Origin of the sequence: Rhodanobacter sp. KK11, assembly GCF_033345435.1 — a bacterium.
Classification (GTDB): domain Bacteria; phylum Pseudomonadota; class Gammaproteobacteria; order Xanthomonadales; family Rhodanobacteraceae; genus Rhodanobacter.
This window is the reverse complement of record NZ_JAWPMI010000004.1, coordinates 112,703-127,713: the sequence shown is the minus strand read 5'-3', so window position 1 is coordinate 127,713 and position 15,011 is coordinate 112,703. Positions and strand designations below refer to the sequence as shown.

11 protein-coding genes are annotated in these 15,011 nt (G+C 66.3%); all 11 read right to left on the bottom strand.

The window, feature by feature from the left end:
* Nucleotide 1: 1 nt before the first annotated feature.
* The 11 genes from tssK to tssH all read right to left on the bottom strand — a co-directional run bounded on the left by tssK (nucleotide 2) and on the right by tssH (nucleotide 14,945).
* Nucleotides 2-1,339 carry a type VI secretion system baseplate subunit TssK gene (tssK, locus tag R5H19_RS11125; protein WP_318159070.1) on the bottom strand — a complete coding sequence of 446 codons (1,338 nt, stop codon included), beginning with the start codon at nucleotides 1,337-1,339 and terminating at the stop codon, nucleotides 2-4.
* Nucleotides 1,340-1,468: 129 nt separating this feature from the next.
* Entirely contained in the window at nucleotides 1,469-2,821 is a 1,353-nt protein-coding gene (gene tagH, locus R5H19_RS11120) for a type VI secretion system-associated FHA domain protein TagH (protein ID WP_318159069.1), read from the bottom strand.
* A 379-nt stretch (nucleotides 2,822-3,200) separates the two neighbouring features.
* The gene (locus R5H19_RS11115) at nucleotides 3,201-3,749 is read right to left on the bottom strand and encodes a hypothetical protein (protein ID WP_318159068.1); all 549 of its coding nucleotides are present in this window, start codon (nucleotides 3,747-3,749) and stop codon (nucleotides 3,201-3,203) included.
* Between the two features lie 20 nt (nucleotides 3,750-3,769).
* Nucleotides 3,770-5,782: a type VI secretion system tip protein TssI/VgrG gene (tssI, locus tag R5H19_RS11110; protein ID WP_318159067.1), complete on the bottom strand. Its 2,013-nt coding sequence runs from the start codon at nucleotides 5,780-5,782 to the stop codon at nucleotides 3,770-3,772.
* A gap of 187 nt (nucleotides 5,783-5,969) precedes the next feature.
* The gene (locus R5H19_RS11105) at nucleotides 5,970-7,283 is read right to left on the bottom strand and encodes a tetratricopeptide repeat protein (protein ID WP_318159526.1); all 1,314 of its coding nucleotides are present in this window, start codon (nucleotides 7,281-7,283) and stop codon (nucleotides 5,970-5,972) included.
* Between the two features lie 139 nt (nucleotides 7,284-7,422).
* Entirely contained in the window at nucleotides 7,423-7,710 is a 288-nt protein-coding gene (locus R5H19_RS11100) for a PAAR domain-containing protein (protein ID WP_318159066.1), read from the bottom strand.
* A gap of 90 nt (nucleotides 7,711-7,800) precedes the next feature.
* Nucleotides 7,801-8,964, bottom strand: coding sequence for a lipase family protein (locus R5H19_RS11095; RefSeq protein WP_318159065.1), 1,164 nt, complete (start codon nucleotides 8,962-8,964; stop codon nucleotides 7,801-7,803).
* Nucleotides 8,965-9,000: 36 nt separating this feature from the next.
* Nucleotides 9,001-9,540 (bottom strand): carboxypeptidase-like regulatory domain-containing protein, encoded by a 540-nt coding sequence (locus R5H19_RS11090; RefSeq protein ID WP_318159064.1) that lies wholly within the window; start codon nucleotides 9,538-9,540, stop codon nucleotides 9,001-9,003.
* Between the two features lie 117 nt (nucleotides 9,541-9,657).
* Complete coding sequence (locus tag R5H19_RS11085; RefSeq protein WP_318159063.1) at nucleotides 9,658-10,671, bottom strand: hypothetical protein; 1,014 nt, start codon at nucleotides 10,669-10,671, stop codon at nucleotides 9,658-9,660.
* Between the two features lie 262 nt (nucleotides 10,672-10,933).
* On the bottom strand, nucleotides 10,934-12,043 hold the full coding sequence (locus R5H19_RS11080) for a hypothetical protein (protein ID WP_318159062.1): 1,110 nt from the start codon (nucleotides 12,041-12,043) through the stop codon (nucleotides 10,934-10,936).
* 160 nt (nucleotides 12,044-12,203) lie between these two features.
* Nucleotides 12,204-14,945: a type VI secretion system ATPase TssH gene (tssH, locus tag R5H19_RS11075; protein WP_318159061.1), complete on the bottom strand. Its 2,742-nt coding sequence runs from the start codon at nucleotides 14,943-14,945 to the stop codon at nucleotides 12,204-12,206.
* Nucleotides 14,946-15,011 lie beyond the last annotated feature (66 nt).

Genomic DNA, 15,011 nt, shown 5'->3' with positions numbered 1-15,011 from the left:
CTCAACCTCTGATCGCCCACAGTTGCAAGTCGAGACCTGCGAACTCGCCGCCGAAATGGAAGGCGATGCCGCCCGATGTCTTCAAGACCCGCCACATCGGCGAATTCTTGTCGAATTCGAAATACAGGTAGCCGGAGTTGTACGGAATCTGCCGCGGTGCCACCGGCATCGGCGCCACCGGAATGCCGGGCAGTTGCAGGTTCACCAGGTCGCGGATCTTCTCGACCGGACCGATCTTCGATTGCGCAGGCAACTGCCGGCGCAGGTCCTCGGATTTCAGGTCGGCCTTGGCCGCCAGCACGAACGCGGCGGTGTCGATCAGGCTGAGGTCCGGCACCACCGCGACCCACACGCCGAACTTGCGCTGCTGCAGCGGGATCGGGATGGCGGTCTGCTCCATCACCGCGCTGAGGCTGTTGCGCAGGGCGACGATCAGCGGCTCGAAGCTTTCGTAAAGCGCTTCGTGCCGGTACGGCGGAAACATCGGCGGCCGCTTGCCGGGCGCGGTGAAGGTGGAAAGCTCGCCGGCCATCTCGGTCAGCAGCCGGTAGAAGTCCTCCGGGTGCAGGATCGGCGCCGCGGCCAGGTGCGCGACCAGCGGCTGATAGCGGTTCACCACTTGCAGCAGCAGGAAGTCGGCGATCTCCGCCGCACCACCGCGGTCGGTCAGCGCAACGCGGCTGGCCAGCGCTTCGCCGCGCTGATGCAGCAGGCCGAGCAGCTCGGTGAGGAAGGTGGTCAACCGCGGCGCCGCGTGGCAGCTGAGCGCTGTCGGCATGAAGGCTTCTTCAAGGATCACGCGCCGGTCGGAACGGCACTCGACGATGCGCGCCAGCGGGATCTGCGTCAGGCCTTCCAGCGGCTGCGACTGCGGCAGCAGGCGGCTGTTGAGCCCGCCCACTTCCAGCGTGGTCAGACCATCGACGCTGCCCGAGGCGTCGCGGACCTCGGCCTCACGCACGCGGAAGCGGAACAGCTTGTCGGCCGACGCCTCGGGCCGGCCGCTGTCCGGCTGCGCCGGCGAGCGCAACGGCAAGGTGAGGAACACGGTCTGGTCGCGCCAGTTGCCGTCGACCTCCAGCGCCAGCGGCAGCGGATCGTCGCCAGGCATCGAGAAGGGCGTGCCGTCAGGGAACACGCCCCGCGCGCGCTTGATGCCGAGCTTGCCGATCGCCAGCAGGTCGGTCTCCAGTTCCAGTTCGGAGAAACCCCAGGTGTAGGGCCGCAGGCTGCCGGCGCGCAGTTCCACGAAGCGCTCGAGATAGCGTTCCTGCTGCTGCAGATGCTGGGGCCGAAGGAAAAGTCCCTCGCTCCAGACGACTTTGTTGTTGTCCGTCATGCGTTGCGTCTGCCCCTGTCAGATTCCCCCCGGCAGCGCTGCCGGGCATTCCGGTGCCGGCGGCATGGCCGTCGACACGTCCCCTGGATCCGTTCCCCAGCCTGTGGACTGCAGTGCCCCCCGTGCGCCCTAGCGACGTGACTGTTGCATTCTCCGCGCCGATTTCAGACGTGACAACTGTTCTTCGTAGGCCCGCGCGAACTCGTCGCCGAACAGCCGGCGGAAGCATTCGTCCGGATCCCGCGACAGCCCCTCGAAGTGCTCGCGGTACTTGTCCCAGTACTTGCCCTTGCCGGCAAACGCCGAACGCTTGCCGCCGTCGGTTTCCTGCTCGAAACGGTCCGGGCTGAAATGCGTCAGCAGCGATTCGAACGCTGCGCGCACGCCGGCCAGCATCGCCATCTGGTGGCAGCGGATATCGTCGAAGGCATCCTCGAACGCTGCCGTGCCCGACATGAACGCGCCGTTCGACGGCGCCATGATCTTCGCCAGCGCCTCGTCCGGGTTCGGCGCGAACTTCAGCGGGTTGTTCTCGGAGCGCTGGATGATCGTGACCGGCAGGCGGAACGTGTTCTTGATCTCGGCGCGTGCGCGCAGCACATCCATCACGCCGTCGACCACCACCCGGAAAATTTGGTCGACGTCCGCGGGCAAGGCCGTGGGGCCGGTCGTTTCGGCGAACGCCGTCGATGGCGGCGTGTGGTGCGAGTGCGCGGCGACGGGCGGTGTGGCGAGCGGAGCGGGCGGCGGACTGGGCGGCGACGAAAAATCGCCCATCGTCAGGTCCCAGTTTTCCGGCAAGGTGTTCGTGCTGGCCTGCCGTTGTTCGGTGGTCATCGGCGGGCGGAAGAAATCCTCCGTGCCGGGCGAATGGTTCCAGCCGGAGCTGGCGTTGCCGGTGGTGGCGTTCGACAGCAGGCCGGACGAAGCGCCGCTCGAGTCCAGAAAGCTCAGCGGATCGAGCTCGCTGGCGGAAGCCGTGCCGACCTCACCGGGAATCAGCTCAGCATCCAGCGGGATCGTCGTGGCCGGCGGCGGATAGGCGGGCGCGCGCGGCGCGGAACCCAGCAGGCCGAAATCCAGCGGATCCAGCGCCGCGGCCGCCGGTGCCACCGCAGCCAGCGGGTCCGGTGCGCCGGGCATGACCGATGCGGCCGCGGCATCCTGCAAGCGCACCTCGATTTCGAAAGTGTCGATCAGCAGCCGGTCGCCGTCCTTCAGGGCGGAAGGGTCGCCCTTGATCAGCGGCGCATCGTTCAGCAGCATGCCGTTGGTGCTGCGGTCCTCGATGAAGTACATGCCGTTGAGATAGCGGATCATCGCGTGGACACGCGAGACGCCGGAGGCGCTGAGCACCCAGTCGCAGTCCTCGGAACGGCCGATGCTGCCGCCTGCGGCCTCGAAAACCCTGCTGCTGCGACTGCCGAACTGGGCAGCCTGACGACCGGCAACGGCAAGGATCAGGGTCTGCGACGTCGGCACGCTTCTATTTCCCCTGCAACTGTCTACCCACCAGGACAGCGATGGACGGATCGCCCGTACCCGGGCAATGAACCAGTATCCAAGTACGCGGAAACCCAGCCTGGCTGATCGTTCGCGAACTATGCATCTTGCCCGGGAATGGGCCGAACGCGCGGACGATTCCCGCACCCCCGGCAATGCGCCCCCGCCATTCGTAACCCGACTCCCGTCGTTGACGACAGTCCGCGCGCAACGAAGCCGCGCAGGCCATCAATCCGAGGCCGGGGAGTCTCGTCCCGGCATGACTGATGAACCAGTCCGACGCGACGAAACCATCGTTCGCCATCCTATCGCCCATCCGCACAACGGGCAAGTCGGCGGGCAAGCAGGCAAGTGGGTTTCAGGCTCCGCTGGCGGCGTCCGCACCGGTATTGAGCAGGCTCATCGCCGGCTCGATGAAGCCGATGCGGCGGGCATCGAACTTCTCGATCACCAGCGCGGCCAGCATGTTGATTCCGGCCACCACCGCGCACGCGGTCAGGTGGTCCGCCGGCGGCACCGGCGTCGCCTGCGCGGCCGGCGCCAGGCTGCCGCCGGACCAGCCCGCCGCCGCCGCCAACCAGGCGCCGGCGGACTTGTAGCCGCCGGCATTGGCGTACTCGAACGCGGCACGGCGGTTGCTCTCGTTCGGTTCGCGTACCCACTTCTCGGCCAGCGACGCACCCGCCTTGTCCTCGGGATCAAGCGTCTGATCGCGGGCCACCTGGCACAGCCACGCCACTGCATAGCGCTTCGGCAGCAGCCTGGCCAGCAGCTTCAGGGCATCCTGCACCTGGCCGGCGTCGACCAGGGCCCGCACGGCAGTCGGCGCCGTCATGTCCGGCAGCAGCAGGGCGCGGGCGGGTTCGGACAATTCCATCTGGATGGATGCTTGCATGACTGCGGACATGTACGTTTCTCCCTGCCCGATCAACCGATCATGATCAAGCCGCCGGACAACTGCGCCATGCCGTCGCCCTTCAGCGTCAGCATCGGTCCCTTGACGGTCGCCATCGCACCACCGGCCACTTCCAGCATGGCGTCGGAGTGCATCTTCAGGGAGGCCCCCGCACCGATATCCATGGTAGCGCCCGCCTTGACCCCGACCTCGGCCTGCCCTTCCACCTTCACCGACACGGAGCCGGTGACCTTGATGTTGACGCCCTTGATCTCGATGGTCCCGTCGCTTTTCATGACGATGCTGGAGGCACCGGTGACCAGCTCGATCTCGGTGCCGGCGCTGAGCTTGAACTTCTGGCCGATCGTGGTGGTGCCGTTCTGGGTGACGTCGAGCTTGTCGTCATTGCCGACCTTGGTCTTGCGGTCGTGCTTGACCTCTTCGGTCTGGTCGTTCTTGATCGTGATCGTCTCGTCATGGTCGATCTGCACGAAGTGGTCGTTCTCCACTTCCTCACGCATGTCCTTCTGCGCGTGCAGGAACAGCTCCTCGCTGCCCTTCTTGTCCTCGAAGCGGATCTCGTTGAAATCGTCCGCGCCGCCGCCGGCATGGCTGCGGCTCTTGATGCCGCTCTGCGTCTTGTTGTCGGGCAGCGTGTACGGCGGCATGTTGTCCGCGTTGTAGACGCTGCCGATGACCAGCGGACGATCCGGGTCACCCTCCAGGAAGCTGACCACCACCTCCTGGCCGACGCGGGGAATGCTCACCGCGCCCCAGCTCTTGCCGGCCCATGACGAGGCCACCCGCACCGGGCAGGAAATGTGCGCGTTCTTCTTGTCCGGCTTGTTCCAGTGGAACGTCACCTGGATGCGCCCGTACTTGTCCACCGAGATGTCTTCGGCGGTGTCGCTGCCGGCCACCACCGCCGTCTGCAGACCCACGATCATCGGCTTCACCGCGGTCGGCATGGTGCGGAACGGCTGCCGGCTGCGGATCGCCGAAAAGTTGCACAGGAACAACTCGCCGTCCTGCTGCCCAGAGGTGCGCGCGGCGTTCTCGATATGCACCGTCGAGCCGGTGACCAGATACTCCTGGTTCAGTTCGTCGCGCGGGAACTTCATCAGCTTGAACAGTGCCCCGGTCAACAGGCCGGGGGCGTCGGTCGAACCCGAGCACTGCGACTGGGACACGTTGATCGCCTCGAGGCGAACCTGCGCGTAATGCTTGCCGGCGTCGCTGGCCTCGTGGTCCCCGGGGAAATCGAATGATTCGAGGCCGGGCACAGGGTGGTTGTCGTCGGCATTGCTGATCGCCTCGGTGCCCAGCAGCGAGGTCTTCGGCTTCATCGGGTCGTAATCGGTCAGCGAATACCTGGTCGTCTGCACCGAGCGCACCGACGAGAAGTCGCTGATCGAGACTTCCTGCGTCGAGCGGCTGCCCGCCGCCTGCGGCCGGTACGGCAGCTCCGCATACCCCTTCGTGGCGGCATGGGCGCCCAGCGAATCCGCCAGCACCATGGTGTGCACGCCATCGGCATGCTGGAAGAAATAATAGATGCCTTCCTGCTCCATCAGGCGACTGATGAAATTGAAGTAGTCCTCCCGGTACTGCACGCAGTACTCGCGCGCGGCATAGTTCCCGCTGAGGCTGAGCTTGACGTCGCCATAGCCGATTTCGGACAGCACGGTCTTGACGATGTCGGGCACCGACATCTTGAGGTAGATGCGGCAATCCACCTTGTGCAGCAACAACCACGCCTTGGGCACCAGCGTCACCGCATACTCGGCGTAGCGCTCTTCCTTGTAGCTCTCGAACCCGGTCTGGGAGATCTCCGAAACGATGCCGTTGAAATGGCGCGTGTAGCTGTCCGACTCGAACTTCACCGTCATCGAACTGCCGAGCAGGGGCAGCAGCTTGATCTCGCTGTCCTTGCTGAGCAGCTTCAGCTGGTAGGAAAAAAGCCTGCCGAGCTGCTCGCTGCCCGACAGGCTCGCCGGCAGCAGCTTGTCACCGAGGTCTGACTTCAGTGTCATCTGATGCGTCATTTCCGATCTCCCCCAGCGAGCCCGAGAAAGCGCTCATGCGATCCCGTCTGTTTACCATACTCGCGGCTTGCGCGGGAGGCCCTTCGAAGCGCCGTACCCGCGGTCGCCGCAACGTCTTGCCGCTATCGGCAAGCTCCCTGTCCGCGCGCATTTCGGGATACGCGCCGGTGCGGCCGTCCGCTGCCCTTCACGCCTGGCCGCGGGCGAATCCTCCCTTGCGCGCCAGCACCACCCAGCCAGCCACCGGCTTGCCCACCTCCTTGCGCAGGGCGGATGCAGTCATGCGCGCCTCCACGAAACCCGCCTCATCCAGCATCTGCTCGACGTAACCGCGCTCGTGCTGATAGCGTCCGCTGGAAGACAGTTCCAGGCGGCCGTTGCCCCCATCCAGCGCCTCCAGCGTGAAAGCCATCCAACCGCCGGCCCGCAGCGCCGCGTGGGCCGCAGCGAGCACCTCGCCCAGGTCGCCGAAGTAGACCAGCGTGTCGGCGGAAAGCACGACGTCCCACCTCTCCGGCCGTTCCCGCAGATAGGCGGTCAGCTCGGCCACCACCAGCTCGTCGTAGCCGCCGCGCAGGCGCGCCTTTTCGAGCATGCCGCCGGACAGGTCCACTCCGTCCAGGCGCCGGGCGTGCGGCCGTATCAGCGGGCCGCACAGGCCGGTGCCGCAACCGGCATCGAGCACGTCCAGCGCGTGCGCGGGCGCCCCGAGGATGCCGACCAGCGCATCGACCAGCACCTGCGGCGCGCGATAGTCGAGGTTTTCCAGCAGCTGCTCGTCGAAACTTTCGGCAAACTGGTCGAACACGTCGCGTACGTAGGCATCGTCCGCTCGCGGTGGTGCCGCCTCGCCGCCGCAGGCGGCGAGCATGTGCCGCGGCACGGGGTTGTCCGGTTCGTGCGCAAGCCAATCGCGATAGGCCCCCACCGCCTCGTCGCGGCGGCCGAGCATGTACAGCGTGACACCGAGCGCATCGAGCGCGCGCACGTTGCCGCCGTCGCAGCGGATCGCGCTCCGGAAGCAGGCCACCGCCTGCTCCAGATCCGCGATCTCGTCCACGTGCCGACGCAGGTACATGCCCTTCAGGTAATGGGCGCGACTGAGCTGCGGCGCCCGCTCGGGCAGATCGGCATAGGCCCGTCTCGCTTCCTGGAAACGCTGCTGCGCCTCCAGCACCAGCGCCAGGTTGCCCAGCGCGTCGATGTGATGCCCGTCGCAGGCCAGCGCGCGGCGATAGCAGGCTTCGGCTTCGGCAAGCTCGCCGGTCTCCTTGTGGATGTTGCCGAGGTTGTTGTGCGCATCGGCATGCCGCGGGACAGCGCGCAGGGCCATGCGGATCAGCCGGATGCCTTCGTCGCTGCGCCCGCGCTGGTGGCACAGCACGCCGAGGAAATGCAGCGCATCGGGCTGCCCGGCCCGCGTCTGCAGTACCTTGCGGTAGAGCGCCTCCGCCGCATCCAGTTGCCCGGCCCGATGCACCTCGACCGCCTGCTGCAGCATGCCGGCCAGGTCGCGCCCGGCCGCGGCGGCACGACGCCCGTGCCCGCGGCGGCCGGCCGATGCCCGCTTCATGCCGGCATCCGGCGACGGCCACCCGGGATTGCGCTTTCCGTGCTCGTCATCGCGAGGGCCGGTCCGCTCAACTGATCAGCACCTTGGGGCAACCCAGCACGATGCTGCCGCCGTGCGCCGTCAGGTCGCCCATGCGCGCGGCCGGCATCTTGTTGATGAGCACCTTGAACGAGCCCATCGCGATGACGTCGGGAGGGCCCACGCAGGTGGCCATGTCGCCGACCCGCGCGGCCGGCAGGCCGCCGATCAGTACCGTGACCGCACCCGGCGGCAGGATCGGGCCGCCCACGTGCGGCACCACGCCCGTCACCATCGGGCAGACATGCATGTCGGTGATTCTTGCTGCCGGAGGCATGCTTGATCTCCTTGAATGGATGGCTCGGCGGTCGAGGCCCGCCGTCTCGTCCGGTGGCCCGCGACCGGCCCGGTTGCCCGCCCCGCGCGGTCACCCGGTGAACGCCTCCACGGCGCGCAACGCTACCGTGGAGATGAATCTGAACAACAGGCCCAGCACATACTGCACGAAGTCCACCGTGATGCTCACGCTGGCGCTTGCCACGCGCCCCATGAAGCGCATCGCGGCCAGCATCAGGTTCCTGATCATGCCGGCCAGCCGGATCGACTGCAGGGCGCCGCTGTAAAGCAGCCGCGCGAGGCTGTCGATGATGGTGGCGCCGCCGAACAGGGTCAGCCCGGCCGCGTTGCCCAGTTGCTTCAGGATCCAGTCCAGCGCGGACAACACGAGCCTCAGCGCGGTGGCCGACAGCAGGATGCTGGCGCCGCCGCTGTCCGCGGCCTGGGCCAGCCACGCCTCGGCACTCTCCAGGCTGCCGAGTTTCGGCTGCAGCACCGGCAGCGACGCCCACGTCGATTCGCCGACCGAACGCATGTATTCGGGCATCAGGTGCGCATCCACGTTGACCCGCTGGCCCGGTCCTTTCATCGCATGGCCCGGCGACCGACAGGGTACGTGGCTGTACGGGAAGATTGGCACCATCGGCACCGGATCGGTGTCGTGCCAGGCGCGGTGGATGTTGCCGGCGCCGAGCTTGTCGGTGAGGTATTCGGCGTGCAGTTCCACCCCGGAGCGCGGCGCGCCGAACGTGTAGAGCTTCAGCCCGCAGCCGGTGTCGCCGAGGCTGTCCGCCATCAGCGTGGCGATCGCGCCGCCCAGGCTGTGGCCGACGACGTGGATGGTGGAAACGTCGCGGCGGCTGCGCAACTCCCGGCGCACTTGCGGCAGCAGCGATTGCGCCGCGGCCCAGAAACCGGCGTGCACCGGAAAGCCGCTCGGCCCGCGCACGCCGGCCATGCGGGCATTGGTGATCCAGTCGCAGGCGCTGGTCTTGAAGGTGCCACGCACGGAGACCAGGCACTCGCCCTGGCGCACGCCCTTGCCGAAGGCGACGTAGCCGAAGCCGGTCCGCTGCTGCAGGGCGGCCGCGCCGAGGCCGGTCACGCCGGTCAGGCGCGCGCCGCCGAGCAGGTCGAATGCACCGCGAGCCCGTGGCGCGGCGGTCGCCGCATCGAGCATGTCGGCCGACAGGCGCAACGCATACGCGCTGTTGGCGACCTCGGCCGCTTCGCCTGGCGAAAGTTCCACGGACATCGTCGCTCCCTCCGTCGTGGTGAGTAGGCCCCGGACTCAGGAGGCCCGGCATATTCCGTAATGCGTTCCCTCGAAATCGGGCTCTCTCGACAACTCGCAGACCAGTTGCATGGGCCTGCCGTCGAGCTCCGAGTTCTCCCCGTAGCTGTTCTTCGTATGCCGCCATGCCGGATAGTCGACGCCGTCGTAGCGGATGATCAGCTTCTGCAGGATCACCGGCTGGTGCGGCACCACCCGCAGTGTCCCCGGGCGGCGCTCGACGGCGGCAAAGGAAAACCGGCCGCTGCCGTCGCTGACCGTTTCCCGCGCAGGAATTTCATCCTTGTCGTCCGACCACACCACTTCCTGCCGGATCTGCGCTCCCGCGATCGGCACGCCATTCCTGAGCACCGTGCCATGCACTTCCGAGAACAGAACCAGTCGCGATGAAGCTCCCATGGCACACCCTCCACAAAGACCGAGCGACAAGACTGCGGCAATCGCCATGCCGCGGACAAGGCGCCATGCGGCAGGGCTGGCCCGACCAGGTCGCTCGTCTGCTTTCATGCGCATCGGCACGGCGCTCGTATTTTTCATGACAGGCGACCTCTCCCACCTGCCTGGCGTACCGAACCCGATCGTGGCACGGCGAACCGGACTGGTACGTCCGCTGCGTCATGCAGTTGGCAGGGGCTCTTCATGGTCCAACCCGCCTCAGCTCAACCCGATCTGCTTCATCGCCTTGCTCTTGATCCCGGCGAAGAAGCCCTTCTTGGTGTGCGTGCCCTTGTCGCTGCTCAGTCCTTCCAGTTGCAGCCGGGAGCTGCTGATGTTCTTGGTGGCGATCTTCAGCAGCGGGTCCATCTGCTTCTTCTTCATCAGCTCGACCTTGTCCATCCATCCCGGCAGGCCGATGTCGGCGACGAACATGTTCGCCACCGCCGAGGTGTCGGCGCAGGTGAGCAGGTAGCAGCCGAGGATCGGGCACTCGTTGAACACGGTCAGGTCCAGCGTGTTGGGTGCCGCCAGCCGCTTGTTGCCGGCACGCATGTCCTTGATGTCCAGGCCCAGCGAGAACAGCTGCAGGCCCAGGCTGGCCAGCGTGTTGGCCACGCCGATGGCCGCGGTGGTGCCGGTACCGAAGTCGGCGAACAAGCCGCCGATCTTCGCTCCCGTCGCGACCGTCTGCTGGCCCAGCTTCACCGAATGCTGGGCCAGGTCGCGCCTGATGATCGCCTGGATCGCCTCGGCCGCGGCGCTCGGGTCACCCATGCGGAAGCCGTTCTTGTATTCGTCGCTCTTGTAGAGGTTGTAGCCGTCCTGCGCCACCGCCTTGGCCGCCTTGGCCAGCTTCACCGTACTGGTGACCACGCCCAGGTAGGGCGTCACCTCCGACACCAATTCATGCAGCACTTCGCCGCCGATCGCCTCGATCACGTCGTGGATGTTGTGCACATCCGCGCACTCGACCATGAAGTTCTCGAACGCCTCCTTCATGCCCGGCACGCTGGCGACCTTGCTGGCCGTGCTGCCGCCCTTGGCGAGCTTGCCGACGCCCGACTTCAGCTTCTTGCCGGACGACAGCAGCGACTTGCCCGACGACAGCACGCTGGCGCTGCCGAATTTCAGGCGGGTACCGCCGAACATGTTTACCACCAGCTGGCGTCGCGCCTTGGCGAGCTCGCCCATGGCGATGAATTCGGCGCGACTCAAAGGGGTGGAAGGCATGACTATCCTCGGCTCATCAATGTTTCGGTCGGACCAGCACGATCATTGGCGGGCGACAGGGCTTTTGCACGCGGAGACACCATCAGCGACGAGGCGCCCCGCCTTGCGTCCGCTGGACTGCCTCGCACCCATGGCGCCGGTTCCCAACCGCCACCATTCCGTTCCCGTCCCGGCGGGCCCCGGCTCGCCCGACCTGCGCCGCCCCGGCGTCTCGACCAGGGCGAAAGACCTTCCTGGTGCACGCGCCTTGTCTCCCCTTCCCTCAAAGAATGCTGCCGACATTGGTGAGGTCGTTGCCCATCCTGGCCATCATGTCGTCGGTCGTCAGGTTGAGGTTCCAGATGGTTGCGCAACGATCGGGATCGGCAAAGTCCATCATGATGATGTTCGGCATGAAGGATTTCGCGCTACGCCCCATTGCGGTGGGCGGATAGCCATTGGCAAGCCACTGGCGATGCTGATGCCCCGCCCTGGCCACGATGTGGTCCCTCACGCCGGCACGCCACGCTTTCACCAGGGCCTGCTGGCCGGAGTTCCACATCTTCCGGTCACGGACCTGGATGCTCTCGAATGTCTTCAGGAGCTTTTCCCCGATCTTGGTAGTGAGGGTCCAGTACATCATGCCGAGCATCTCCGGGCTGCTCACGGGACCCTGCGAAAGAATCTCCAGCTGCTTGCGGATGTTCTTGTCGGTGGAACGGGTGTTGGAGTACTTGCCGAAATACTGCAACCCCCACTTGTACGGCTCGTACGTGGCATGTCCCTCTTCGGAATTGAACATGGCCTTCACCGGCAGGATGCCGGGCGTGGCTTTCGACGCCGGCGACAACTTGTTGAAATCGCCCTGGTCGAAGATGGTGATCACCTTGCCCTGGAGCGAATTGATGGATGCGATGTTGAGATTGACATTCTGGGCAAAACGCTCGTCGCCCAGTTTCAGGATGCATTGGTTGACCACGTCCTGCATGTCGCCGCATTTGGAGAACCGCAGAATGAGGAACTCTCCCGCGTTCTGCATGACGAAAGAACGCGCCTGGTCGAGCATCTGCGACAGGCGGTCGCTTCCATGGCCGGTGAACGTTCCGATCGCCACGGCGCTGGTCAACGACGGCTTCTGGTAGTTGCCCTCCTTGCCCGACACTTTCTTGAGCGCCGGGGCATGGTAGGCGCGTTGCTCCAGTCCGTTGCCGGTCTTGATGGTCGCGATGCGCAGATCGAAATACCTCACCCCTGCCGCGGCCTGCTCGCCGAGACTCAGGCTCTGCGTTTTTGCCGTACCGCCCAGTTCCGGGCCGTATATGCCGGCATCGTGTGTTCCAGGGAAGACCACATCGCACAGTCGCTTGTTCGGAAATGCAGCAAAGCCAGCCATCTCGTCACCTCGTCAGAAATCGATCCAAGCGAATCGGAAGCCGTGAGACCGGAACCCAGTCAGGCCATCGGCCGCCGCGTTTGCCGGCCATCGGGGCGCATGCCGGCCATCGCACCCGGTCACGGACATTGGCGGCGACGCGGCGATGGTCGCCCGCCAGTCAGAACGCATAGCTGAACTCCCCGTCCCTCACGCCGATGCGTGCCCGCTCGATCGGCTTGCCGTCGATCATCCGGTTGAGGAACTCGCGCGAGATGTCGGGCAGCATGGTATTGGTGAGGATCGCGTCGATCATGCGGCCGCCCGACTCGCTCTCGGTGCAACGACTCACCACCAGCTTCACCACCTCGTCGTCGTACTCGAACGGAATCCTGTAGCGGCCCTCGATGCGCTTCTTGATGCGGTTGAGCTGCAGCTTGACGATCTCGCCCAGCATCTTTTCGCTGAGCGGGTAGTACGGGATCGTGACCAGGCGGCCGAGCAGCGCGGGCGGAAAGATCTTCAGCAGCGGCTCGCGCAAGGCCTTAGCGATGCCCTCGGGTTCGGGCATCAGCTCCGGATCCTTGCACAGGCCGGCGATCATGTCGGTACCGGCGTTGGTGGTGAGCAGGATCAGGGTGTTCTTGAAGTCGATCTGGCGGCCCTCGCCGTCTTCCATCACGCCCTTGTCGAACACCTGGAAGAAGATCTCGTGGACGTCCGGGTGGGCCTTCTCCACCTCGTCCAGCAGCACCACGGAGTACGGCTTGCGGCGCACCGCCTCGGTCAGCACGCCGCCTTCGCCGTAACCGACGTAGCCCGGAGGCGCGCCCTTCAGCGTGGAGACGGTGTGTGCCTCCTGGAACTCGCTCATGTTGATGGTGATGACGTTCTGCTCGCCGCCGTACAACGCCTCGGCCAGCGCCAGCGCGGTCTCGGTCTTGCCCACGCCGGAGGTGCCGGCGAGCATGAACACGCCGATCGGCTTGTTGGGGTTGTCCAGGCCCGCACGCGAGGTCTGGATGCGCTTGGCGATCATCTCCATCGCGTGGTCCTGGCCGATCACGCGCTGCCCCATCAGCCTGGCCAGGTTCATCACGGTCTCGAGCTCGCTCTTGACCATGCGACCGACCGGGATGCCGGTCCAGTCGGACACCACCGAGCCCACCGCCACGTAGTCGACGGTGGGCAGGATCAACGGGCTTTCCCCCTGCAGCTCGGCCAGCTGCGCCTGCAGGCTCTTGAGCTGCTCCAGGGTGGCGGCGCGCTCGGCGTCGCTGAGGCCGGCCGGCGTTTCAGGCGCGGCCTCGGCTTCAGCCTTGGCGCTGGCGGCTTCCTCCAGCTGGCTGCCGGTGCCCTCCACCGGCGCGGCGTCGCCGCGCAGCTTGGCGCGCAGGGCAAGCACCTGCTCGACCAGCGCCTTCTCGGCCTGCCAGTCGGCTTCGAGCTTTTCCAGCCGCGCCTTCTGCGTGGCGAGTTTCTCGCTGGCGTTCGCCTCGCGCTCGGCCACGTCCACGCCAACGGTCTTTTCGCGGCCGATGATGGCGAGTTCGGTTTCCAGCGCCTGGATGCGCTTGCGGGTGTCGTCCACCTCCGGCGGCACGGCGTGCTGGCTGATCGCCACGCGGGCGCAGGCGGTGTCGAGCAGGCTCACCGCCTTGTCGGGCAGCTGGCGCGCGGGGATGTAGCGGTGCGACAGCTTCACCGCCGCCTCCAGTGCCTCGTCGAGGATCTGCACGCGGTGGTGCTTCTCCATCACGCTGGCCACGCCGCGCATCATCAGGATGCCCTTCTCCTCGCTGGGCTCTTCCACCAGCACGGTCTGGAAGCGGCGGGTGAGCGCGGGATCCTTCTCGATGTGTTTCTTGTACTCGGCCCAGGTGGTGGCGCCCACGGTGCGCAGGTTGCCGCGCGCCAGCGCGGGCTTGAGCAGGTTGGCGGCATCGCCTGTGCCCGCCGCGCCGCCTGCGCCGACCAGGGTGTGCGCCTCGTCGATGAACAGGATGATCGGCCTGGGACTGGACTGCACCTCCTCGATCACTTGGCGCAGGCGGTTTTCGAATTCGCCCTTCATGCTGGCGCCGGCCTGCAGCAGGCCCACGTCCAGCGTGCGCAGCTCCACGTCCTTCAGCTGCGGCGGCACGTCGCCATTGGCGATGCGCAGCGCGAAGCCCTCGACCACCGCGGTCTTGCCCACGCCGGCCTCGCCCACCAGCATCGGGTTGTTCTGGCGGCGGCGCATCAGGATGTCCACCACCTGGCGGATTTCCTCGTCGCGGCCAACGATGGGGTCGATCTTGCCGTTGCGGGCCTGTTCGGTGAGGTCCACGGTGAACTGGCGCAGCGCCTCCTGCTTGCCCATCTGCGCCGGCGACATCGCGCCGCTGGCTTCGCCCGGCGCGCTGCCGCCGCCCATGCGGAAACCGTCGTTGGCGACCTGGCCGTCCTCCGGCGAGCCGGCCACCACCTCGGCGAACTTTTCCAGCAGGGCCTCGGGCTTGATCTTGTCGAACTCGGCCGAGATGTGCACCAGCGTGTTGCGCAGATGGCGCGTGCGCAGGCAGCCCACGATCAGGTAGCCGGTGCGCACCTGGGCTTCGCCGAACATCAGCGTGGCGAACACCCAGCCGCGCTCGACCGCCTCCTCGACGTCGCTGGAAAGGTCGGAAATGGAGGAGGAACCGCGCGGCAGCCGGTCCAGTGCATCGGTGAGGTCGCGCACCAGATTGGAGGGATTGAGGTTGAACTGCTTGACGATGCGGTGCAGATCGGAATCCTGTAGTTGCAGGATCTGGTGGATCCAGTGCACCAGTTCCACGTACGGATTGCCGCGCAGCTTGCAGAATACGGTAGCGCTCTCGATACCCCGGAAAGCCAGCTTGTTGAGCTTTCCGAACAAGGCGCCGCGACTGATCTCGGCCATGGTCTTCGATCCTTATGCAGTAGTTGTCGATCCGGGTATCTTTCGTTGCGAACTCATTCCAAAGTC

What these genes read in the sequence shown, in the direction of transcription:
- tssK (WP_318159070.1), bottom strand. Translation starts at nt 1,339, where the DNA reads ATGACGGACAACAACAAAGTCGTCTGGAGCGAGGGACTTTTCCTTCGG.
- R5H19_RS11115 (WP_318159068.1), bottom strand. Translation starts at nt 3,749, where the DNA reads ATGTCCGCAGTCATGCAAGCATCCATCCAGATGGAATTGTCCGAACCC.
- tssI (WP_318159067.1), bottom strand. Translation starts at nt 5,782, where the DNA reads ATGACGCATCAGATGACACTGAAGTCAGACCTCGGTGACAAGCTGCTG.
- R5H19_RS11105 (WP_318159526.1), bottom strand. Translation starts at nt 7,283, where the DNA reads ATGCTGCAGCAGGCGGTCGAGGTGCATCGGGCCGGGCAACTGGATGCG.
- R5H19_RS11100 (WP_318159066.1), bottom strand. Translation starts at nt 7,710, where the DNA reads ATGCCTCCGGCAGCAAGAATCACCGACATGCATGTCTGCCCGATGGTG.
- R5H19_RS11095 (WP_318159065.1), bottom strand. Translation starts at nt 8,964, where the DNA reads ATGTCCGTGGAACTTTCGCCAGGCGAAGCGGCCGAGGTCGCCAACAGC.
- R5H19_RS11090 (WP_318159064.1), bottom strand. Translation starts at nt 9,540, where the DNA reads ATGAAAAATACGAGCGCCGTGCCGATGCGCATGAAAGCAGACGAGCGA.
- R5H19_RS11085 (WP_318159063.1), bottom strand. Translation starts at nt 10,671, where the DNA reads ATGCCTTCCACCCCTTTGAGTCGCGCCGAATTCATCGCCATGGGCGAG.
- R5H19_RS11080 (WP_318159062.1), bottom strand. Translation starts at nt 12,043, where the DNA reads ATGGCTGGCTTTGCTGCATTTCCGAACAAGCGACTGTGCGATGTGGTC.
- tssH (WP_318159061.1), bottom strand. Translation starts at nt 14,945, where the DNA reads ATGGCCGAGATCAGTCGCGGCGCCTTGTTCGGAAAGCTCAACAAGCTG.